The following is a 22,193-nucleotide window of genomic DNA, read 5'->3' on the forward strand; positions in this document are numbered from 1 at the left end:
GAAGGAATAGGAGGGTGTATGAATGGGGAAGAAAGGCAAGCGAATGGGGAAATGGTCAAAGCTACTATTGTCAGTGCTGGGGGTATTGATTGCGGTGGTCATAGTAGCATTGATTATGGTAAATACGTACATAGGGAAATCAAAGCCTTTTATTGAAGGAGAAATCTTGACTAATTTTCTAGATTCGGATGTTATCGTTGAGCGAGATTCGTTTGGAGTACCGCATATAAGGGCGGAGTCGGATGCGGATTTGTACCGGGCACAGGGCTATGTACAGGCACAGGATCGTTTATTCCAAATGGATATGGCGCGTAGGCAGGCGAGCGGAAGATTATCCGAAGTTGTTGGAGAGGTTGCGGTAGGAACGGATAAGAAATTCCGGACCTTTAGTTTGCGGGCAGCTGCGGAGGCGTCCTATGATGGCTACGGGGAAGAAGCGAAGAAAGTACTTGGTTGGTATGCGGAAGGTGTTAATGCCTTTATCGAAAAGGCGCAGTGGGATGACAAACTGCCGTATGAGTTCAAGATTCTTGGGTATCAGCCAGAGCGATGGACGCCGATTGATTCGTTAACGATTGGAAAATTCATGGCGTATGACCTTGGAGGGAACTGGGATAGCTTGGCGGTTCGTCACTGGGCACTGAACAATTTCCCAGAAGATAAGGCGCGGGAGTTGTTCATAACGTATCCTGATAATGCACCGTCGATTATCGAAGCGAATATTGCTAATCCGGTGACGGTTGCTGGCCGATTTGACCCGGATCTTGAGCCGCCAGAATTCAATGGCAGTAATAACTGGGTCGTATCGGGTGATAAAACAGCATCAGGACTACCGTTGTTAGCAGATGATCCGCATCTAGGGCTGGATACACCATCGATTTGGTATCAGATGCATCTTGAGTCACCAGAGCAAAACGTTGGCGGTGTAATTTTTGCGGGTGTACCAGGGATTATCCTTGGACATAACGAAGATGTTGCGTGGGGCGTGACGAATGTGGGGCCAGATGTACAGGACCTTTATATTGAAATACCGAATCCTGATGACCCAACGCAATTTATGTATGACGGGCAGTGGGAGCAGGCTGAAGTGCGGGATGAAACGATTTCCGTAAAAGGTGAGGAAGATATACCGTTTGAAGTTGTGGCTACAAGACATGGGCCGATTATTTCAGACATTTTGTATAAGGAAGAGGATCCAGGTGCGCTATTTTCTATGCAGTGGACAGCTTTGGAACCAACGAAAGAATTGGAAGCTATCTTGAATATGAACAAGGCGAAGGATTGGGAAGGGTTTGAAAAGGCGTTGGAGGATTTCAATGCCCCTGCACAGAACTTTGTCTTTGCGGCGAAGGATGGCACCATCGCTTATAAAGCGAATGGACGTATTCCAATTCGTAAAAAAGGAGATGCACAGCTACCGGTTCCTGGAGATTCGTCGGACTATGGATGGACTGGTTATGTGCCATATGATGAATTACCACGTGTCGTGAATCCGGAAGAAGGGTTCATTGCGACAGCAAATAATGAAGTCATAAATGACGCTTATCCTTACCATATTACAAAAATGTGGGCACAGCCTTATCGCTATGAACGGATAGCGGAAGTGTTACGTGAAGGAACTGATTTCACGCCGGAAGATATGATGAAATTGCAGATGGATCAGAAAAATATGTATGCGGGTGAATTCTTAGACCATTTGCTTAGCTCGATTGAAGCGCAAGATGGCGATGGGAAATATAAAGAGATTGTGACGATGATGCGTGAGTGGGATCAACTCGATTCCGCAGATGCAGCGGCTCCACTTGTTTTCCACAAGTTGATGAAACAGTTGCCGATTGTCATGTTTAGTGAAGAGATGCCAGAAGATGTCTATCAGCTGTTGCCGGGGAAAGGTTCGATTACTGACCAACTGTTGCGCGCGGCGTATGCAGGTGAGCCTGGGGCGTGGATAGAGCAATATGGTGGTGTCGATAAATGGGTGTTCGATTCATTTGAACAGTCTGTGGGAGATATTGAGGAGCAGTTTGGTAAGAAGGTAGCGAGCTGGAAGTGGGGAGAATTTCATCAGGTAGAGTTCCCACATGCATTGTCGGGGGCTTCGCCAATCTTTGAATACTTCTTGAATCCGAAGGCGCAAGCGATTGGTGGATCGAATGTTACGGTTCAGGCAGCGGCATTCCAAGAGGATGGTACAGTGGATCATGGTGCACCGTGGCGATTTGTTGCGGATCTCTCTGATTTGTCGACAACGTATCATATTTTAGGCCCGGGTCAAAGTGGTCATATGAAATCGCAATGGTTCCATAACCAAGTGGACGATTGGGTACAAGGGAATTACCATGAAACCGTATTGGATGGAGATATTAAAGATGGTTCAACATTAACATTGAAGGCGAGACGTTAAGATAATATGTATAAAAAACAGAGACGCCTTTTGGAAAGTTAGTTGTTTTATAATACTTAAACAAGGGGGACCTTTAAATGTTGCTGATCATATTGGCAGTCATATTTATGTTATATGTAATTTCCGTGCTATCAACTATTAGCCATCAATTAAAATTGATTGTAAAACATCTTGATATTAAAGAAAAAGAAGAGATAGTTATTAGTAGTGATGAAGAAATTGAAAAAGAATTAGAAGATGAATGGTCGAAATAAAAGCAGTCTATATGAAAAGAACCTAAACAAAAGTAAAACACCTTATAAATTCATGAGGTGTTTTACTTTTGTTGCTTTAAAGAGGCCACTTCTCCACAGTTCGTCCTTGCCGTCCACTTGTCGTTTCCGCATGAATCATCGATTGATACACCGCTTCTTCTGTTGCTTCGATAACCCCTTGAAACAAATCATTCATCATCGGATGATCATCTCGCAATAACTCGTATGCGACTGTCATTCCTTCACTAGTATGAGGAATTGTGAAAGCATTTGAAAATGCAATGATGATGTCTCCACTTCCGTTATGAATATGTGTTCCAGTCCGCCCAAGTCCAATGGCTGCGCGTTTGGCCAAGCGTTTTAACTGCCGTTCATTGACGGGGGCGTCTGTTGCAACAACAATAATAACCGAACCATCTGGCTTTTCGGCATCTGCATCGGATTGCGGAAGGACATCTATGTTTTGCTTAAGCCATTCCGCGATTTTGCACTCCTCGACCTTCCCGAAATTCGTTAGTGTCAGCACGCCAACCGTATAACTTTCACCATCTCTCTGAACAATCCTTGAAGACGAACCAATGCCGCCTTTCATTCCATAACAGATCATCCCTTTACCAGCACCGACTGCGCCTTGTACGAAAGGTCCTCCATCAGCATTTTGAATGGCTTCGATCGCATGCGTAGGTTTCACTTTCATCAACCGCATGGAGTTCAAGTAACTATCATTGCATTCGCCCACAACGACATTCAACGAACTGGTCGAATCGCCAATCGAACGATTTTCTTTGAGCATATAAGCTAGTGTACCCTCCAAAACTGCCCCGACGCTAAACGTATTGGTAAGCATAATAGGAGATTCCATCACCCCGAGCTCTTCAATTTGAATCAACCCCGCGGTCTTGCCGAAGCCATTCAACACAAAGCTCGCGGCTGGCACTTTTTGCTCAAACAGATTTCCGCTATGTGGCAAAATAGCAGTGACGCCTGTACATACATAGTCCCCATCTGGCAATTGCTCATCAAGCGTGATATGTCCGACTTTCACGCCTGGTACGTCTGTAATTGTATTCCATTTCCCATGAACCATTCTATTCGCCCCTTAAGAAATAAGCCCTTTTCCATGTGCACGAAAAAGGGCTTTTGTTTATTTGACTATCAACACCGGTGCCGTCACACGTTTGGCAACTTTATGGCTGACACTTCCCAGCACCATTTCCTGAAATGAATTTAGGCCTCGACTTCCAATCACAACGAGATCAAAATCATTGCTATTGGCAAAGATAACAATAGTTGGTCCAGGTTCCCCATGCTTAATAACGAGTTCATAAGCAATTTTACGCTGTTCGAACGCCTTCTCAATCGGCGCAAGTTGCTTTTTGCGATCGACATGAAGATCGTCACTTCCTGCGTTGTGGAGAACATCGGAGCGTGTCCGGTCGTAATCGAGGATGTAGAGAACTTTAACGATTGCCCCTGGATTTACAGAAGCAATATAGGCGGCGTGCTCCGCTGCTCGTCTTGAGTTATTCGATCCATCGACCGCAACAAGTATTCGTTTATACATTCAATCTCCCCCTCCTTACTCCTTAGCATATGGAACAGACAAGCTATCAAGTAGACGAATACTCGCAGCGTCTAACCCGATCAATTCATAATCGACCTTTTTCTGATTCAATTTCGTTACTAAACGATCAATAGCACCCGCACCTGAATCGTCCCATATCCGTGCTTCTGTAAAGTCTATGATGAGCCGGCTTTCTTCTATTACATCATCGAACTCATTCGTGAAATCCTGTACGGACGCAAAAAATAGTTGTCCGTGGATACTATAAATATTCTGCAAAGAGTTGTCGGAAACCTCCTTTTTGACGGTGATTTTGGAGATTTTTGCAGTAAAGAAAATGGCGCTTAGAAGTACACCTGCAAAAACACCTTTAGACAAATCTCCCGTGAACACGACGACGAGGACAGTGACGACAAGGACGACAGCATCCGCGCGAGGTGCTTTTCTTAAGTAGTTGAATGAAGACCAATCAAATGTCCCAATGGACACCATCACCATAATAGCGGCAAGAACTGGCATTGGAATTAATATTACCCATTCCCCAAGAACGACAATTAAAAACATCAGAACGACTCCGGCTGTCAGTGCGGACAGTCTTCCACGCCCGCCAGACCGAACATTAATGCCAGACTGACCAATCATTGCACAGCCCGCCATGCCGCCGAAGAAACCAGTAATGATATTCGCAATACCCTGACCGCGCGCTTCTTTATTTTTATCAGAATCTGTTTCGGTCATTTCATCGATAATGGAGGCGGTAAGTAGTGACTCCAATAATCCGATGATGGATAGTGCGAGTGCAGTAGGGAAGATAATCTTCAATGTTTCAAAATTGAACGGCACATCAGGGATTAAAAATGTAGGTAAAGTTTGCGAAATCGTTCCAAGATTGCCGACGTTTTGAACATCGATGCCAAACAGTAGGACAATTGCAGTCACGGACAAAATAGCGACAAGTGTTGCAGGTGCAGCTTTTGTAACAAAGGGAAATAAGTAAACAATCGCAAGTGTTGCGAAAACAAGTATGTAAGTCATTGTGGACATACCGAAAATATATTGAATTTGCGCACTAAAGATTAAGATAGCCAATGCGTTGACAAAGCCCATCATAACCGCGCGTGGAATAAATTTCATGAACCGTGCAACTTTCAATATTCCCCATAGCACTTGTAATATACCGGTTAAAATGGTGGCTGCAAACAAATATTGTAACCCATGCTCTCTTACCAATAAAACCATCGCGAGTGCCATTGCACCTGTTGCGGCAGAAATCATTCCTGGTCGTCCGCCGACGAATGCGATGATAACCGCGATGCTAAATGAGGCATACAATCCTACCATTGGATCAACACCTGCTATTAAAGAGAAGGCAATTGCCTCAGGAATAAGTGCCAAAGCAACGACAAGTCCAGCTAAAATATCACCACGGATATTGCCAAACCATGCCTCTCTCCAAGTCATTATTTTCACAGTTAAATCATTCCCATCTCTTTATTTGGTATCATCCCTTAGATGACCCATCCGTTTTAGCTGTGCCATACTATACCAAAGTTAAGAACTAGTGTCCACATAGTTTCATTAACTCGAAGGGGTAGGGAGGGCATTCAAACGTCCATTTGATTCGCCTTGAAACTTCATAAACATTCACATATACTAAAGTTAATCAAACAACCATTTGAATGAGGTGTATATATGATGAAGGAAACATGTGAAGTGACGGTCGTTCATGAGGAAGTAGTCGAACGGGTGCAACAAGCATTACCAGACGTAGGAGCGGCTGTTCAACTATTCAAGGCGCTCGCAGATGAAACACGATTGAAAATAGCCTATTCACTAACGCTGGAGGAAGAAATGTGCGTCTGTGATGTAGCGGCTGTCATTGGATCCTCTGTGGCGACAGCATCGCATCATTTACGCTACTTGCGTGACAACGCACTAGCGAAATCACAGCGCAAAGGAAAAATGGTCTATTATTCGCTTGCCGACTTTCATATCCACCAACTTGTAAAAGTTGCATACGAGCATACAGTGGAAGGTGATGACCATGGCGACAGTTGAAAAAACAGAGTATCGACTAGAAAACTTGACATGTGCCAGCTGTGCGATGAAATTTGAAAATAACGTTAAAAAACTTCCCTCAGTTGAAGAGGCGCAAGTGAATTTTGGTGCATCGAAATTATCATTTAGCGGCAATGCAACGATTGAAGACATAGAAGCAGCTGGAGCTTTTGATGGTATTAAAGTAGTTCCGCTACAAACGAAGCGTATTGAAGCTAAAACCCCTTTCCTCAAGCGGAAAGAAAGTATTGTGACGATTGCATCGTTCCTATTTTTAATTGCCGGGATGATTGTCTCATTTCGTTATGTAGAAACGCATCCAGTGGCGATTGGACTCTTTGCGATAGCCATCGTTGTTGGTGGAATGGGTATATTTAAAACGGGTCTTAAAAATCTTGTCCGTTTCGAATTTGATATGAAAACGTTAATGACAATTGCGGTCATTGGTGCAGCGATTATTGGCGAATGGCGCGAGGGAGCGGTTGTCGTGTTCCTCTTTGCGGTGAGCGAGGCGCTGGAAGCTTATTCGATGAATAAAGCCCGTCAGTCCATCCGTCTGCTGATGGATATTGCACCGCCTACAGCTATCGTCAAACGTGGTCATGAGCAGCTAGAGCTTGCAACAGAAGATGTTGTCATTGGGGATATATTGCTTGTGAAGCCCGGGCAAAAAATTGCGATGGACGGTCAAGTTTTGGCAGGATCCTCTACCGTTAACCAGGCGGCGATTACTGGTGAATCTGTCCCTGTTCGTAAAATCGCAAATGATGAAGTGTTTGCAGGTACGCTGAATGAAGAAGGTGCGCTAGAAGTGACGGTGACGAAGCTAGTTGGCGATACAACGATTGCGAAAATCATTCACCTCGTTGAAGAAGCACAAGCAGAAAAAGCACCATCACAGAAATTCGTCGACAGATTTGCGAAGTATTATACGCCTGCGATTATCGTATTGGCGATTTTAATTGCCATCGTGCCTCCGTTATTTGGTGGCGATTGGAACACTTGGATTTATCAAGGGCTGGCGGTGCTTGTTGTGGGCTGTCCTTGTGCACTTGTCGTGTCTACGCCAGTTGCCATTGTGACCGCAATCGGCAATGCAGCACGTCAAGGTGTCTTGATAAAAGGTGGCGTTCACCTCGAGGAAACAGGACGTCTGCATGCAATTGCTTTCGATAAAACAGGTACATTGACGAAAGGATATCCTGAAGTGACTGATTTCATGGTCAATGAAGGAGTTGTAAAAGAACAGCTGTTGAGCGCGGTTGCGGCAGTGGAATCGTTGTCTCAGCATCCATTAGCGAAGGCGGTTGTCGATTATGCACGTGCCAATGGTGCGGAAAACCTTTCCGTGACCAATTTCCAATCGGTGACAGGTAAAGGTGCCTGCGCGGAAATTGATGGTATGAAAATAGCCATCGGCAGTCTTAGCTGGGCACAGGAGCTTTCCACACTACCGAAAGCGATGTTGCAGCAAGCGGCTTCTTTACAGCGTGAGGGTAAATCGGTTATGGCGATTGTTACAGATACAGCCTTTAGCGGCTTATTGGCGGTCGCAGATCCAATCCGTGCAGAAAGTCAAGCTGTTTTACATCAATTAAAAGCGATTGGCATTCGTCACACGGTGATGCTAACAGGCGATCATCAGACAACGGCACAGGCGATTGCTGATGGTCTCGGTGTCGAGGATGTGCGTGCGGGACTTATGCCGGAGGATAAATTGATAGCTATTAAACAATTGAGTGAACAATATGGTCGGGTTGCTATGGTTGGTGACGGTGTAAATGACGCGCCAGCCTTAGCGGCAGCATCTATCGGGATTGCAATGGGCGGTGCGGGAACAGACGCCGCATTGGAGACGGCAGATATCGCACTGATGGCAGATGACTTAGAAAAACTACCCTATACAATAAAATTAAGTAGAAAAACGTTGCGAATTATCAAGGAAAATATTATGTTTGCATTAGGTTTAAAAATTGTAGCACTACTTCTTATCATTCCAGGGTGGTTAACATTGTGGATTGCCATTTTTGCGGATATGGGTGCAACGCTACTGGTCGTGCTGAATTCTTTACGATTGTTGCGTATCCATAAATAACAAGTAGGCTGAACGGAGGCAAATTTTAATGCGATTACAAGAGTGGACAATGGAAGAGCAGGAGCAGCTCATCCATTTTATGACGACTAACTCATGGCCTTTTCACGGGAACTCCCATCCGGGACGTGAGCTAATCGAGAAGGCGATTGAAGAAGGCGGCTATGAATCAGATGAAGTGAAGACATTTTGGGTGGAAAATGATAATGCAGATAAAGTAGGAATCGTTAAAATTCATGATTTACAAGATGAAATCCCATTATTTGATCTGCGCATTGCAGATATGTCGAGAGGTTATGGGTATGGTCCGAAAGCGCTTCGCCTTGTTGCAGAATATGTCTTTGGCTTACAAGGTAAGAAAATCCGGTTAGAGGGCCATACAAGGCAGGATAATCTTGCGATGCGGAAAACGTTCGAGCGAGCCGGCTTTGTCAAAGAAGCACATTTGCGTAATGCCTGGTTTTCACCAAAAGAGAATTCCTATTATGACGCGGTAACTTATGGGATTACGCGAGAAGACTTTATAGCGGGGACAACAACCCCCGTCGTTTGGGAAGATGGTGAAAAGGCAGCGACTTCACCGAGAATTCCAGATTTCACAGAGTTGTTTGAATCGGAGCGCCTAATTATTCGAGCGCCTAAAATTGGTGATGCGTTGGATGTTTGGAACGCGAAACAGAACTCATTACCTTCATTACGTGAATGGATGGTGTGGGCGCAAGAGGAACCCGAGTTACATGAGACAGAAGAGAACTTGCGTAAAGCAGTTGCTGATTTTATTACGCGTCAAGATTTGCGATTCCATCTTTATAGTAAAGAGACCGGGGAATTCATTGGCGCATCAGGACTCCATAGAATCGATTGGTCCATTCCAAAATTCGAAATTGGTTATTGGCTTGCGACGGAATTTGAAGGCAACGGTTATATAACAGAAGCCGTTCAACGAATTGAGCAGTTTGCTTTTGAGCAACTAGGGGCACGCAGGGTAGAAATTCGATGTGATGAAGAAAATGTGAAAAGCCGCCGTGTTGCAGAACGTGCAGGCTTCAGCCTAGAAGGGATTTTACAACAAGATTCCTTATCACCTGATGGAAATGTTTTACGAAACACATGTATCTATGCGAAAATAGACTAAGAGAAGCAAAAATCTACCGTTAGCTGCCTAAACCGAGACATCCTGTATGCCATTGCTGGAGCTAGGCAATAAAAAGGGATGCCGACTTTAAGTCGACATCCCTTTCCTTACAATGATCGTTTCCCAGTTATGAGTTGGATGATAAAGATGATACCTGCTATAACGAGGAGGATATGGATTAACCCTCCGCCAATTTTGAATACAAGTCCCAGTAACCAAAACACGAAAAGTACTGAAATAATGAACCAAATAATTCGTCCCATAGCATTCACTCCTTTACTCTGTCTAATCCATATTTACCCTGCTAAAAGAAAGCTTAAACATTTTATGGTTTAAAGGGGAGTAATTAGGGAGTTACTACATACTGGAGGTGGTACGGTTGGCAACACCAGGTATGGAAGATTATCTTGAACAGATTTATTTGCATATCGAAGCGAAAGGCGCTGCGCGCGTGTCGGATATTGCGGAATCACTTGCAGTTCTTCCTTCTTCCGTTACAAAAATGGCACAACGACTCAATCGCGAGGGATACATCGTCTACGAGCGTTATAAGGGGCTCGAATTGACGAATAAAGGATTGGTGTTCGGAAAGAAGCTTGTAAGGCGTCATGAGCTTCTAGAACAGTTTCTTCGCATCATTGGGGTGGATGAGGAGAATATTTACGGTGATGTGGAAGGAATTGAACATCATCTTAGCTGGAATGCAATGGATCGCATAACAGACCTAGTCGAAGCGATGGGGCAAGACAAAGAGTTTGTTAGGAAATTGCGCGTAATGGATCATAAGGAAGAGGTAGATCAATAGTGGAAGAACTTAAATCGGGCTACACAGCCGACTTGGATGTAATCGAACGAGATGGCTCGCGCTGGATTTTGGATGGCAATGGTGACGATATTATGATGAATGCATCCGATGCAGACGATACGATTCAAGTAGGAGATACAGTTCATGTTTTCTTGTATACGAATCGCAGAGGCGAGCTGACAGCGACGATGCAAATGCCGTTAATGACAGCTGAAACGTATGGCTGGGCGCGTGTTATTCGTGTGGATGATAAAGAAGGTGTCTATGTTGACATCGGTTCTTCCTTCGAAGTGCTTGTCAACCGAACGGATATGCCTAGAGTGCGTTCACTTTGGCCAAAGGTAGACGACGCATTGTATATGACGTTGCGAATGGATTTAGGCGGCAATATTTTTGGTCGGCTTGCAACGGAGGAACGTGTGCTAGAGCAAATTAACGAAGCATCATCGGCCTCTTTAAATATGAATGTTAAAGCAAGAGCATATCGCTTATTACCCGTCGGCTCCTTCATGCTGAGCATTCCGGGAAATCACCGTATTTTTATCCATAACACAGAGCAGGTAAGTGAACCGCGCCTCGGTCAAGAGGTGGATGTGCGTATCATTGCTGTCCATGAAGATGGAACGTTGAATGGCTCTATGCTCCCACGGAAAGAGGAGCGACTAGGCGATGACGCAGAAATCATCTTACGCTATTTGGATGAAGTAGGAGGAAGAATGCCGTTCACTGACAAATCTTCGCCGGATGAAATCAAGGAAATGTTCTCAATCAGTAAAGCGTCGTTCAAACGTGCTCTTGGGAAGCTGATGAAGGAAGGCAGAATTGAACAAAGTGATGGATGGACAACGCTGAAATAACCTACGAAATGGGAACTTTTCTGACTCCGAATCGTACTAATTCGTATAACAAGGAGGAATGTATGTGAAACGTTTAGTTACTAGGATGTTGGTGGCTGTATTGGCAGTTAGTATTTTAGCGCCTGGATTTGTCCATGCAGACGACACTGTTATTGATGAAAAGTTAGGCGTGCCAATCGTTGTTTATGGTGCTAACCTATCTGATGCTGAAAAAGAAAGTGTAAAGGCGAGCTTAGGCGTTGCTAAAGAGGCAGAAGTAGAAGAGATTACGGTCGACGGCAGTGATCTTGTAAAATATATTAAAGATGGCGACAGTAAAGCAAGGATGTATTCATCGGCTAAAATTACAAGACGAGATGCAGGTAAAGGACTTGTGATTTCAATTGTGACTGAGGGGAATATTACGCAGGTAACGCCAGATATGTATGCGAATGCCATGTTGACGGCCGGAATTGAGGATGCGATTGTAGAGGTTGCATCACCAAAAAAAGTGACAGGACATTCCGCATTAGTGGGTATTTATAAAGCCTATGAGGTGTCAGGTGAAACGCTTGACACGGAACGAACAGATGTCGCAAACGATGAATTGAATTTGGCGACAAAATTTGCACAAGAAGTGGGCGTTGACAGTGATAAAGTATCCGAACTGTTAACGGAAATTAAAAAACAAATTGCAGAGCAAAAACCTGCAACAAAAGAAGAAGTTGAAAAAATTGTTTCTGAGCAATTAAAGAAGCTAAATATCGAGTTAAGCGCAGCAGATCGTCAATTACTCATTGATTTGATGGATCGAATTAGTAAATTGGACATCGATTTCAGTAAGCTATCTGAACAACTAGACGATATGGCATCCAAAATTAAAGATAAGCTTGGAGAAATTGACCCAGGTTTTTGGGATGCAGTGAAAAATTTCTTTACGAATATTTTTGACTCCATTCAATCATGGTTTAAGTAATTAATCAATTACGCCTCGGCGTAATTGCGTCCAGATTTTGAATTGCGCTTGCGCAATTAACTCCCTTCAAAATCTGTGATATCTGCCGGAGGCTTAACTTGATTCAGCTGGGGTTTTGAACCCCCACTGAATTAAATGCATGTCTAGCATTCATCCCACCATTTATAGAAGTGGGGGACTTCTGCTGAATAAAGTTAAAACGAAGCTTGTGGAGAGGGGTAGTGAAAATGGAATTTGAATTTGTAGAATTAGGTGGAGATGCTTTTGCATTCCGCCACGAAAAAGAAGGCGAGCTGCTTGCTGAAATTACGTGGACACTTCTTGGAGATGTTATGGTGATGGATCACACATTCGTGTCACCTGTTCTTCGCGGGCAAGGCGTTGCAAAGGCATTGCTAGATCGCGCTGCTGACTATGCACGCGGCAACGAATTGAAAATGGAGCCTGTTTGCTCCTATGTAGTGTCTGCGTTCGAACGTTATCAAGACTATGACGATGTCAAAGTATAATTCCAAATTTGGGCATAATTATAAAAGGCAATCCGCTGAGTGCTTCCGACGGATTGCCTTTTATTGTAATACTAAAAATACTGACTGCATGTCTAATCCCTCACAATAAAATAATGAAATACAAAATACCTGTTAACATAGATGCACCGGCGACGGTGTACAATAGGTCTGCTGGACTAAAGGTTGGCCATTTTTCCATTCGTAACGTCCCCTTTCTCTTCAGTTGTAGTTGTTACATATATATTTAGTACCCTATTTGAAAAAAAGTGAAACCTATTCTTCCAAATAACGTATACTCATATAGAGAATAAAAGAAAGGGGTGCACTTTATGAAGCGTACCGCAGAAAAATCCTTATCCATTATAAGTGCCGTACTATCATTAATAGGTATCATTATAAGCGTTGGTTTGGTGTCGCTATTTAATTTTATGAAAGAAGATCCAATGTTCTGGAGCGGTCTAGAACAGGAGCTACTTTTAGATCCTGCAATAAAGCCCGAGGATATTGAAGTTTTGAATGTATTTTTTGATCTCTTCGGAGGTACATTGTGGTTTATCGTCATTGCTCTTATCATCAGTTTGATATTGACAATTGTCGGTATTGTGAAGATTTGGAACGATAAAAACCCTAAGCTTGCCGGTATACTGTTTATTATCGCAGGGGTGTTGGCTGGATTTATTTCCATCCCATCGATTCTTCTTTATATCGCTGGAATTCTATGCTTTACAAGAAAACCGCCACTAACAGACAAAGCACCGTTTACAGATGATTCGTATGATGGAACGATGAGACCGCTATAAAAATCACAAACAAACCGCTTTCCTCTACATGGAGGAAAGCGGTTTGTTTTGGATCATATACAGACGGTATTATGAATATAATAGACATATTGTGCTGTTTCAACGAGATGGCCTTCGAAATATTCTTCAAATACATCTAGTAGCTCAAAGCCATGCTTTTCGTAAAAAGCACGTCCATTGGAATTGCGTCCATCTACATAGACAAAAAACTGTTGTGCGCCACTTAACATGGACAGTGCGTGTTTAAGTAATTTTTCCCCATAGCCAATAGACTGATGTGACGGTAAAATATACATCGCCGTCAATTCAGAATCACCATCTTCATCTTTTTTAGTGAAGTTGGCAAAACCGATAGGCATTCCCTCGCACTCTGCAATCAGTACAGTAGATTTCTCCATGCGTTTTAGCATCATAGCATTTGAATAAGACCGATCGATAAATTTTTTCTGAATATCTTCAGGAATAAGACCATTATATGTTTCGTACCAAGTTACACGAGCAATATGTTGAACATGCGCACTATCCTTGGCTGTCATCAGTCGGATCATTGCACTGTCACCTCAGTATTTCTTTTTGTCATCATAACAAATTATGAGGATGAAAACTACTGTTGTCATCAAAATGTTATATAACAAAAATGTGATTATGAAGACGATTGAAATGCACAAGAAAAAGAAAGTTTGTAAACCATAATAAGCGGGTACACTATGATAGAGGATTTGAATCTAAGTTTGGAGGAATGATGTAAATGGCACGTAAAAGAAATAACAGCCTACTGATAGCGACGATGGCAGCGGGTGCTTATGCGTATTTTAGTAAAAAAGAAAACCGTGATAAGGCACAAGTGGCCTTCAATAATATGAAAACTAAAGTGGATTCTTTTATAGGATCACAAAAGCTTAACCGTTCTTCGGAAACAAAAGTTGGTCACTCAGACCCATATGATATTCAGGACAATAAAATGGTAAGCGAAGGGGCTCAGACAAGTGTCCATTACTATAACCAAGAAGTTGAGGATAACGTGAAGATGACGTCCGAAACGGATGGGCTTTATCACAAGAAAGAGCAAGGCACTTCAGACCAACAGTAAAATGTTTCATAGAAAATGCTTCTTACATAATAAAGAAGCATTTTTTTGTTGAAAATAAGTTAATAATCTATACAATTAAAATATAGATTCGAAATAAAACCAACGTTTTGTTAATAAAAAGAATGAAAAGGGTGATTAGATGCAAATCGGGGGGCAGAAAATAGCGTCTACTGAAGCTTTGATGCATGAAGTTGAACAAAGCAGAAAGAAGGAAGACTCCATATCTTTTTTTACTGTAGAAAAGAAGTTGCTGCATCATCTGTTGTTAAGGGAAAAAACAGAAGCACATCAGGCGGTGCGAGAAGTTATCAACTGTATACCGGTGCTCGGGGAGAATGGTAGCATAAATGCAGTTAAATATTATTTAGTGTCATTGTCTTCGATGATGGCCAGGTCGCTAGAAAGTAATCCACGCGTCGCTAACAAGGCGTTTACATTCAATACTGTTTGTTTTATGGTGATAGATTCGAAACTGAATAATGACAATGCAATTGAAGTGGCGGATGAGCTCATTGAATTTTATATGCATGTGCTGGCAGAAAAAAAACGACCGATACTTATGCATAATACCGTGAACAGCGTCATTCGCTACATTGATGAAAGGATTGAGACGTTGCTCACTGTAGAGGATATTGCGAAGAATTTTAACGTCAGCGCAAGCCATCTATCGCGTATATTCCGAGGGAATACAGGATCCACACTCGTTGAATATATTAACATTCGTAAAGTGGAAGAATCACAATATTATCTGCGTTTTTCAGATAAAAAAATTGCTGATATTTCAAACCGATTCTTTTTTTGTAACCAAAGCTATTTTACACGTATATTCAAGAAATATACGGGACAAACACCAAGGGAATTTCGTCGTAGTTTAACAGGGGATTACCTTCAGTTCACAATTCCGGAAGAAAAAAACCAATCTATGGACGGTCAATCGTTGTAATCAGGTAGCTAACTAGGGTATACTTTGCAGTAGTTTGAATTAGTGAAGGTGAGCTCAGATGAAAAAGAAAATTGGGTTAGTGACAATGTTAATGATGACTGCTGTTTTCCTAAGTGGTTGTGCCGGTGTTGAGAACAAAGAGGGTAAGTTTTATTCTATTTTTGTTAAGCCGATGGATTGGTTATTAGAATTCTTTAGCAATCAGTTCAATGGTAGCTATGGTCTTGCGATTATATTGATTACAGTATTGATCCGGCTAGTTCTTATGCCACTTATGCTGAAAAACTATAAGTCGCAGCAAAATATGAAAGTGAAGATGGATGCACTTCGTCCAGAAATGGAAGATATTCAAAAACGCATTAAAGAAGCGAAAGAAAAAGATGATAAAGAAGGGCAAGCTAAGCTTCAGCAGGAGATGATGGGGCTCTATTCGAAGCACGGAGTCAACCCGCTGAATATGGGCTGTCTACCATTGATCATCCAGATGCCAATTATTATGGGTCTCTATTTCGCTATTCTTTATTCGCCAGATGTAAAATCGCATCAATTCCTATGGTTCAATCTTGGGGAACCGGATATGATTATGATGGTGTTGGCGGGTGTCGTGTACTTTGTTCAAGCACGTGTTTCACTTTGGACAATGCCTGAACAGCAACAGAAGCAGATGAAAATGTTCATCTATATGTCTCCAATTATGATTATGTTCATATCATTCAAGGCGATGTCGGCTTTACCTTTGTACTGGGCAGTTGGAGGAATTCTTTTAATCTTCCAAACGTATTTAGGACGTAAGTTTTACTACAAGGAAGTCCAACCAGTAGTTAAAGAAGAAGTGGTAGAAGAAGCTGTTGAATCAACAGAAGAAGTCGATGAACCAAAAAAGCTAGAAAAAAAGAATGATGGCAATAAATGAAAGTAGACTGGAGAGCAATCTCCGGTCTTTTTTTGGAGGTTGAGAGGCGTATGCAAGTGAAATGGGTGTTTGGTATTGGAATTGTAGTGGCATTTCTTGCGTCACTCTATTTTATTATTCAACTGAACTTTGGCTATGTTGTATTGACGATGGTTGCACTCTTTTCATTGACGAATGGAGCACGTGCAAAATCTTTTCAGGATCAAGGATTGGAACGTGAGGCGAAGTGGATGCGGTGGATGGCACTCTTTTTTGGTGTTACATTTATCGTGTTACTCATTTTTACTTTGGTGAGTTGAAGAAAGGACGCACATAGGGAACTGAAATTCCCTTTGTGCGTCCTTTTAGAGTGTTAGTAAGCGTATTTTTTTCGGGTCAGGAAGACAATGAAAATGGATGGAACAGTACAAACTATCATGCCGAGAAACGCTAGTCTTGGTGAAATATCGTATAAGTAGCCACCCGGGAATGTTAGAATAGCTGTACTCAGACTCATTGCAAATGCAGCATACATTCCTTGTGCAGCTGCAATTTGGTGGTGTGGTAGTTTTTCCGAAATGAATTTAATAAATGCGAAATGAGCCACACCGAACGATGCCGCGTGTAAAAGTTGACTCCCGATGAAAACAGATGTGAAAGGGAATAGGAAAATGGCCAACCATCTGACCGTAGAACCAATTCCGGCAATCAGGAACATCGTAGAAACCCGCATATTGCCGAGCCATTTGTCAGCCTGTATGAAAAATAAAATTTCAAATATGACTGCAATATTTAAAATGACGCCTATGTAAAATCCGTTCACGCCAAGATCATCTAGAAAGATGAAGCCAAAATTATAATAGGAGGCGTGTGCACCTTGCAATAAAATGACTAGAAGTAACACGACAGCGAAGCCTTTCGAGCTAAAGAGCGCCTTGATGTCACTGGAGTATTTTATTTTATCCGTCTTCACAGGGTTTACTTGCAGAGCTGCTGGTGCTTGGCGCATAAAGAATAATGTAGAAGCAGCTAATCCAGCAATCATCAAATAGAGAATGGCTTGCTCCGACCAAATAGCCGTAGCAGCCCCTATGATTAGCAAGGCAACGGTATATGCGAAAGAGCCGAATGATCGACTTTTACCATAGTGGATTCGATCTGTCTTTATGAGTATAGATGCACCACTTTCCACCGCTGGTAAAATCATCGGATAGATGGCGCTAAAAAGTATTGTAATGACGAGCAAAACAATGAAAGATGAATTTGGTAAGTAAAGAAGTGCTAAAATAAGCGCTGAAAATGACAGCCATCTCATTGTTCGGATGAGCGAAATTCTTTGTGTCATATATGGGAAAATAAGAAAAGTCGACAGCGCTCGCGCAACCATGCCTGCCCCCATAATTACGCTTGCCGCAGTAACGGTTAATCCTTTTTCAATGGTTAACCAACCAGTCCAATAGGGAAGGAATACGCCCCATGTAAAGAAGAAGGCGAGAAAGCTTATTGACAGCCATCGTTGGTTATTCATCATTCTCCACACCTCCTTAAAAATTATGACACTCGTTGAGAATTAAATGATAGCACACGCAGACTTGAAAGAGAAATGATGGTAAACTGTATATACATAGTGAGAAGGAAGGCATTACGATGAAAAAGAAAACCAAATATAATTATCAAAAAAAGAAAAAAGGGCAAAGTAAGGCCCTAACAATAACGTTGTTCATTTCAGCAATTATTATGACGGGACTCGTCACTTGGCTCGGCATGAACGACTGGAGTGTGGAAAAGAGTCTAAAGGAGTTTCAAATAGCGTTCGGGCCAACAGCTCCTGAAGTGGAGCCTACTGAGCCTCAAAAAGAGGAGCCAGCTGTAGTGAAGCCACCTGAAGTTGTAATTGACGAGGATGAGCCTGTAAAAGAGCCCGCTAAGGACCCGGAAGAAACTACTGATCCGAACACGGATGTAGAGCAGAGTCCAACCGTTGATAATGGTGGCTATATTGAAGGCCAAAAACTACCTACAGAGCCGACATACGTAAAGGGAGTTTTGGTTGCTAATAAGAAGCACCCCCTGCCTTCAACATTTGCACCAGGTGAAGATAAGACGGCACGTGAAGCGTTTAATCAGATGGCAGCGGAAGCTACGCTGTCTGGCTTTAAACTTACAGCTTTTAGCACATATAGAGCGTTCGACTATCAGACGACGCTTTACGAACGATATGTCGCGCGTGACGGTAAGGAAGCAGCTGATACATACAGTGCCCGTCCAGGTTATTCCGAACACCAAACAGGACTTGCATTTGATATTGGCGAAGTGAACTTTGAGAAACATTGGGCTTCGTCATCCTTTGGCGAGACAGAAGCCGGCAAGTGGGTAGCGGCAAACGCTCATCGCTTTGGTTTCATCTTACGCTATCCTTTGGGAAAAGAATCAGTGACAGGCTATATGCATGAATCCTGGCATTTTCGTTTTGTTGGTATTGAAAAAGCAACCGCTATTTACGAGCGTAATATTACGCTTGAAGAATATCTTGGAATCTAATGGACCGATAAAGAAAGCAGGGACGCCCGACTAAATGGGCGTCCCTGTTTTGTATTATAAAATAGGTGATAATAAGCGTGAAATGGATTCTTTGATTTTAATCATACGTGAACGCTGCAAATACGCCTCGTATGTCAATTCAGTGGATAGTTGAATATCCTGTTCGAATAGTTCAGCGAGCTCATGCGATTTTTCACGATCATAGATGAAGGCGTTTATTTCAAAGTTCAGCTTGAAGCTGCGAACATCAATATTAGCCGTACCAACAGTTGAGAGCTCATCATCAACAACAATTTGTTTCGTATGGAGGAAGCCGTTTTCGTAAATATAAACTTTGGCACCAGCCTTTAACAGTTTACCAATATTTGAATACGTAGCCCAATAAACGAACATATGATCAGGCTTGTTCGGAATCATAATCCTAACATCAACGCCCGACAAACAGGCGATCCGCAATGCATCAAGGAAGCTAATATCTGGAATGAAATAAGGTGTTTGAATATAAATATACTTTTTTGCGATGAAAATCATTTTCAAATAGCCATCTTTAATTTGTTCCCATTCCTCATCGGGACCGCTAGAAACAATTTGCATACCGACAGAACCTTTTCGAGGAATAGCAGGGAAATAACGTTCTGCATATTCGATATCATGTTTTTCAGATGCTTGGTTCCAATCTAAAATAAATCGGGTCTGGAGTGGATGTAATGCACTTCCTTCGATACGAAGGTGTGTATCACGCCAATAGCCGAATTTACTATTTAAACCGAGGTATTCATCTCCGACATTGAAGCCGCCTACATAGCCGATTCGTCCGTCAATGACAACGATTTTCCGATGGTTACGATAGTTTAAACGCGGGTTAATAAGAGGCAAGGTAGCTGGGAAAAAGGCTTCGACTTCTCCACCGTGATCCGTCAATTCCCGCAAATGTCTTTTATGAAGCCCGCGAGAGCCGATATCATCGAATAATACACGAACTTTGACACCCTGCTTGGCCTTGTGGACTAACACATCCAATATTCTTTTCCCTAGGTGATCGAGGCGCAAAATATAATATTGAAAATGAATGTGATCTTTGGCGTGTTCCAAATCATGGATCAGTGCTTCAAATTTTGCTTCCCCATCGTTAAAAACTTGGACGTCATTATCCTGCGTTAAAACAGCATGATTATTTCGTAGATGAAGGTAAATCATATCTTGGTAGTGAGCTGTGTCATCGAGACGAAAATCAAGTGTATCCTCTTCAATCGCCTCAATTTGGTAGTCAATTAATTTCTCAATACCGATTTTGCTGCGGCCTTCCCAGCGGAAAAGATGCTTCTCACGTAACTGTCTTCCGAGTAATAAGTAGATGAAGAATCCGAAAATAGGAATGAAGAATAAGACGAGAAGCCATGCCCAAGTTGAGGTTGGATCTCTTCGTTCTAGAAAAATAAGGGCAACCGCAAGAAAAATATTTAAAATAAGGGTGGCTATTACTGCCAGGCCGATTAATTGTGTCATAAGCGCCCTCCTTTGCAAATAGATGTTTATTTCATTAGTATAACGGATAATGAAAGTAAAAGAAGATAAAGGGACTAGAACAACTAATTATTATCAAAAATGCTGTGCCCAATGGTATTAGGCGGATACTAACTTTTTGCAATAAATTTGAATCACTATTGAATGATATGCATATTTTATATTAATAACGACATTTAAATTTAATTTGATTCAGCAAATGTGTTTCTACTGTAAGCGAAGCGTCAGCTACAGAAGTCCCGCACTTCTATAAGTGGCATAATTGATAGAAAGGGGATGTCTACTAAATAAAATCGAATACCTACTTGACTGATAGGTATTAATGGTATAAAGTACATTCTATACTTATGTAAAAATAGAGGAGGAACAGAAATTGGATACACTATTTCTTTTATTGAATATCGCTGGGCTGCTGTTGCTCGTTGGTATATTATATGGGATGAACCGTAAAAAAGTTTCATTTTCAAAACGAGTTTTTACAGGACTTGGGCTCGGGATTGCATACGGACTTATTTTGCACTTTACGTACGGATCAGACTCTGCAATATTGCAAGAGTCTATGCCATGGTTTAACTTAATCGGAGTCGGTTATGTTAAATTACTTCAAATGATTGTTATGCCACTCGTTTTCATTTCAATCCTTGCGGCATTCACAAAAATAACAATCGGCAAGAACTTTGGAAAAATGGCGGGAACGATTTTAGGGATGTTAATCGGTACAACAGCCATTGCGGCTATCGTCGGAATTTCAGCATCACTTCTTTTTGGTCTTGATGCATCTGAAATTGTACAAGGCGAAGCGGAAGTTGCACGTGGAGTTTCCATTGAAGAACGCTCTACTGGTGTAGCTGATCGTGCATTACCTACTCAGTTGATTGACTTATTACCTGCAAACCCATTCCTTGACTTCACAGGCGCACGCCCGACTTCAACAATTGGGGTAGTTATTTTTGCAGCATTCCTTGGTTTTGCTTACTTGGCAATTACAAGAAGAGATGAGGAAAATGCAGCAACAGTGAAAAAAGGAATTGATGCTATTTACGCGCTAATTATGGGTGTCGTCAGAATCGTCCTACGTTTGACGCCATACGGAATTTTGGCGATTATCGCTCGCACTGTCGCGACATCGGACTTTGCGGCTATCTATAGTCTTGGGAAGTTTGTGCTCGCTTCGTATGTTGCACTATTGGTGATGTTTGGTATTCACCTAATCATCATCACATTATCAGGTTTGAATCCAATCACTTACGTGAAAAAAGCTGGTGATGCTTTGATATTTGCGTTTACATCACGTTCAAGTGCAGGAACACTACCGTTAACAATTGATGCGCAAACTAGCCGCATGGGTGTGCCTGAAGGGACTGCAAACTTTGCTGGATCATTTGGATTGTCGATTGGGCAAAATGGATGTGCGGGGATTTACCCAGCGATGCTCGCTGTGATGATTGCACCATCTGTTGGACAAAATCCACTAGAACCGACTTTCCTACTCACATTGGTTGCCATCGTTGCAATTAGCTCATTTGGTGTAGCAGGTGTTGGCGGGGGAGCGACATTTGCCGCAATTCTTGTCCTTTCGGCTATGAACCTTCCTGTCGCATTAGCTGGGTTGTTAATTTCTGTTGAACCACTGATCGACATGGGACGTACAGCGGTAAACGTCAGTGGCTCGATGACGGCAGGCGTAACAACAGCACGCCTGTCTGGAGAACTTGACACAAACGTCTATAATGAACCACTTGCAAAACAGACAGCTGAAGCTTAAATATC

23 protein-coding genes are annotated in these 22,193 nt (G+C 42.4%); 16 read left to right on the top strand and 7 right to left on the bottom strand.

Translation table 11 applies throughout. The annotated features are described in order from the left end of the window. Positions 1 to 22: 22 nt before the first annotated feature. Both R2B77_RS11050 and R2B77_RS11055 read left to right on the top strand, forming a co-directional pair. Positions 23 to 2,404 carry a penicillin acylase family protein gene (locus R2B77_RS11050; protein ID WP_203248166.1) on the top strand — a complete coding sequence of 794 codons (2,382 nt, stop codon included), beginning with the start codon at positions 23 to 25 and terminating at the stop codon, positions 2,402 to 2,404. Between the two features lie 77 nt (positions 2,405 to 2,481). Then, positions 2,482 to 2,658, top strand: coding sequence for a hypothetical protein (locus R2B77_RS11055; protein WP_203248164.1), 177 nt, complete (start codon positions 2,482 to 2,484; stop codon positions 2,656 to 2,658). 76 nt (positions 2,659 to 2,734) lie between these two features. Here the strand turns inward: R2B77_RS11055 and R2B77_RS11060 are convergent, their stop codons facing one another. Genes R2B77_RS11060 through R2B77_RS11070 form a run of 3 tightly spaced genes read right to left on the bottom strand, consistent with a single transcriptional unit; the run spans position 2,735 to position 5,683 of the window. Further along, positions 2,735 to 3,745: a DmpA family aminopeptidase gene (locus R2B77_RS11060; protein ID WP_203248163.1), complete on the bottom strand. Its 1,011-nt coding sequence runs from the start codon at positions 3,743 to 3,745 to the stop codon at positions 2,735 to 2,737. Positions 3,746 to 3,802: 57 nt separating this feature from the next. Further along, entirely contained in the window at positions 3,803 to 4,222 is a 420-nt protein-coding gene (locus R2B77_RS11065) for a universal stress protein (protein ID WP_203248161.1), read from the bottom strand. Positions 4,223 to 4,237: 15 nt separating this feature from the next. Beyond that, positions 4,238 to 5,683 carry a SulP family inorganic anion transporter gene (locus R2B77_RS11070; protein WP_212391669.1) on the bottom strand — a complete coding sequence of 482 codons (1,446 nt, stop codon included), beginning with the start codon at positions 5,681 to 5,683 and terminating at the stop codon, positions 4,238 to 4,240. A 231-nt stretch (positions 5,684 to 5,914) separates the two neighbouring features. Here R2B77_RS11070 and R2B77_RS11075 point away from each other — a divergent pair, with 231 nt between their 5' ends. Genes R2B77_RS11075 through R2B77_RS11085 form a run of 3 tightly spaced genes read left to right on the top strand, consistent with a single transcriptional unit; the run spans position 5,915 to position 9,507 of the window. Then, on the top strand, positions 5,915 to 6,280 hold the full coding sequence (locus R2B77_RS11075) for an ArsR/SmtB family transcription factor (protein ID WP_203248159.1): 366 nt from the start codon (positions 5,915 to 5,917) through the stop codon (positions 6,278 to 6,280). Further along, complete coding sequence (locus tag R2B77_RS11080; RefSeq protein ID WP_212391650.1) at positions 6,267 to 8,375, top strand: heavy metal translocating P-type ATPase; 2,109 nt, start codon at positions 6,267 to 6,269, stop codon at positions 8,373 to 8,375. Before R2B77_RS11075 ends, R2B77_RS11080 begins: the two co-directional genes overlap by 14 nt. A 28-nt stretch (positions 8,376 to 8,403) precedes the next feature. Continuing rightward, on the top strand, positions 8,404 to 9,507 hold the full coding sequence (locus R2B77_RS11085; RefSeq protein ID WP_203248153.1) for a GNAT family N-acetyltransferase: 1,104 nt from the start codon (positions 8,404 to 8,406) through the stop codon (positions 9,505 to 9,507). A 107-nt stretch (positions 9,508 to 9,614) separates the two neighbouring features. Here R2B77_RS11085 and R2B77_RS11090 read toward each other — a convergent pair whose 3' ends face one another. Then, positions 9,615 to 9,770, bottom strand: a complete 156-nt coding sequence (locus R2B77_RS11090) for a lmo0937 family membrane protein (RefSeq protein ID WP_203248152.1) — start codon at positions 9,768 to 9,770, stop codon at positions 9,615 to 9,617. Between the two features lie 116 nt (positions 9,771 to 9,886). On the opposite strand from R2B77_RS11090, the gene mntR reads away from it, so the two are divergent. The 5 genes from mntR (at position 9,887) to R2B77_RS11115 (ending at position 13,433) form a co-directional block, all read left to right on the top strand. Then, entirely contained in the window at positions 9,887 to 10,312 is a 426-nt protein-coding gene (gene mntR, locus R2B77_RS11095) for a transcriptional regulator MntR (RefSeq protein WP_203248151.1), read from the top strand. Then, a complete protein-coding gene (locus tag R2B77_RS11100; protein ID WP_203248150.1) occupies positions 10,312 to 11,169 on the top strand; it encodes a CvfB family protein in 858 nt (285 codons plus the stop codon). Before mntR ends, R2B77_RS11100 begins: the two co-directional genes overlap by 1 nt. Positions 11,170 to 11,227: 58 nt before the next feature. Beyond that, on the top strand, positions 11,228 to 12,124 hold the full coding sequence (locus R2B77_RS11105) for a DUF1002 domain-containing protein (RefSeq protein WP_212391649.1): 897 nt from the start codon (positions 11,228 to 11,230) through the stop codon (positions 12,122 to 12,124). Positions 12,125 to 12,351: 227 nt separating this feature from the next. Continuing rightward, a complete protein-coding gene (locus tag R2B77_RS11110; RefSeq protein ID WP_203248148.1) occupies positions 12,352 to 12,633 on the top strand; it encodes a GNAT family N-acetyltransferase in 282 nt (93 codons plus the stop codon). Positions 12,634 to 12,962: 329 nt separating this feature from the next. Continuing rightward, positions 12,963 to 13,433, top strand: coding sequence for a DUF4064 domain-containing protein (locus R2B77_RS11115; RefSeq protein WP_203248147.1), 471 nt, complete (start codon positions 12,963 to 12,965; stop codon positions 13,431 to 13,433). A gap of 53 nt (positions 13,434 to 13,486) precedes the next feature. Here R2B77_RS11115 and R2B77_RS11120 read toward each other — a convergent pair whose 3' ends face one another. After that, the gene (locus tag R2B77_RS11120) at positions 13,487 to 13,981 is read right to left on the bottom strand and encodes a GNAT family N-acetyltransferase (RefSeq protein ID WP_203248146.1); all 495 of its coding nucleotides are present in this window, start codon (positions 13,979 to 13,981) and stop codon (positions 13,487 to 13,489) included. A 200-nt stretch (positions 13,982 to 14,181) separates the two neighbouring features. Between R2B77_RS11120 and R2B77_RS11125 the strand changes: the two genes are divergently transcribed. The 4 genes from R2B77_RS11125 to R2B77_RS11140 all read left to right on the top strand — a co-directional run bounded on the left by R2B77_RS11125 (position 14,182) and on the right by R2B77_RS11140 (position 16,678). Continuing rightward, complete coding sequence (locus R2B77_RS11125) at positions 14,182 to 14,523, top strand: hypothetical protein (RefSeq protein ID WP_203248145.1); 342 nt, start codon at positions 14,182 to 14,184, stop codon at positions 14,521 to 14,523. Positions 14,524 to 14,662: 139 nt separating this feature from the next. Further along, the gene (locus R2B77_RS11130) at positions 14,663 to 15,466 is read left to right on the top strand and encodes a helix-turn-helix domain-containing protein (protein ID WP_203248144.1); all 804 of its coding nucleotides are present in this window, start codon (positions 14,663 to 14,665) and stop codon (positions 15,464 to 15,466) included. 58 nt (positions 15,467 to 15,524) lie between these two features. Next, positions 15,525 to 16,379: a membrane protein insertase YidC gene (gene yidC / locus R2B77_RS11135; protein ID WP_203248143.1), complete on the top strand. Its 855-nt coding sequence runs from the start codon at positions 15,525 to 15,527 to the stop codon at positions 16,377 to 16,379. A 50-nt stretch (positions 16,380 to 16,429) separates the two neighbouring features. After that, on the top strand, positions 16,430 to 16,678 hold the full coding sequence (locus R2B77_RS11140; protein WP_203248142.1) for a hypothetical protein: 249 nt from the start codon (positions 16,430 to 16,432) through the stop codon (positions 16,676 to 16,678). 53 nt (positions 16,679 to 16,731) lie between these two features. Here the strand turns inward: R2B77_RS11140 and R2B77_RS11145 are convergent, their stop codons facing one another. Continuing rightward, on the bottom strand, positions 16,732 to 17,889 hold the full coding sequence (locus R2B77_RS11145; protein WP_203248141.1) for an MFS transporter: 1,158 nt from the start codon (positions 17,887 to 17,889) through the stop codon (positions 16,732 to 16,734). Between the two features lie 116 nt (positions 17,890 to 18,005). Between R2B77_RS11145 and R2B77_RS11150 the strand changes: the two genes are divergently transcribed. Further along, positions 18,006 to 18,899 carry a M15 family metallopeptidase gene (locus R2B77_RS11150; protein ID WP_203248140.1) on the top strand — a complete coding sequence of 298 codons (894 nt, stop codon included), beginning with the start codon at positions 18,006 to 18,008 and terminating at the stop codon, positions 18,897 to 18,899. A 54-nt stretch (positions 18,900 to 18,953) separates the two neighbouring features. On the opposite strand, the gene cls is transcribed toward R2B77_RS11150, so the two are convergent. Continuing rightward, a complete protein-coding gene (gene cls / locus R2B77_RS11155) occupies positions 18,954 to 20,405 on the bottom strand; it encodes a cardiolipin synthase (protein ID WP_203248139.1) in 1,452 nt (483 codons plus the stop codon). Between the two features lie 457 nt (positions 20,406 to 20,862). On the opposite strand from cls, the gene R2B77_RS11160 reads away from it, so the two are divergent. Beyond that, on the top strand, positions 20,863 to 22,188 hold the full coding sequence (locus tag R2B77_RS11160) for an L-cystine transporter (protein WP_322555694.1): 1,326 nt from the start codon (positions 20,863 to 20,865) through the stop codon (positions 22,186 to 22,188). The last annotated feature ends 5 nt before the right edge of the window (positions 22,189 to 22,193 follow it).

This window comes from Sporosarcina beigongshangi, from assembly GCF_033485195.1.
Classification (GTDB): Bacteria; Bacillota; Bacilli; order Bacillales_A; family Planococcaceae; genus Sporosarcina; species Sporosarcina beigongshangi.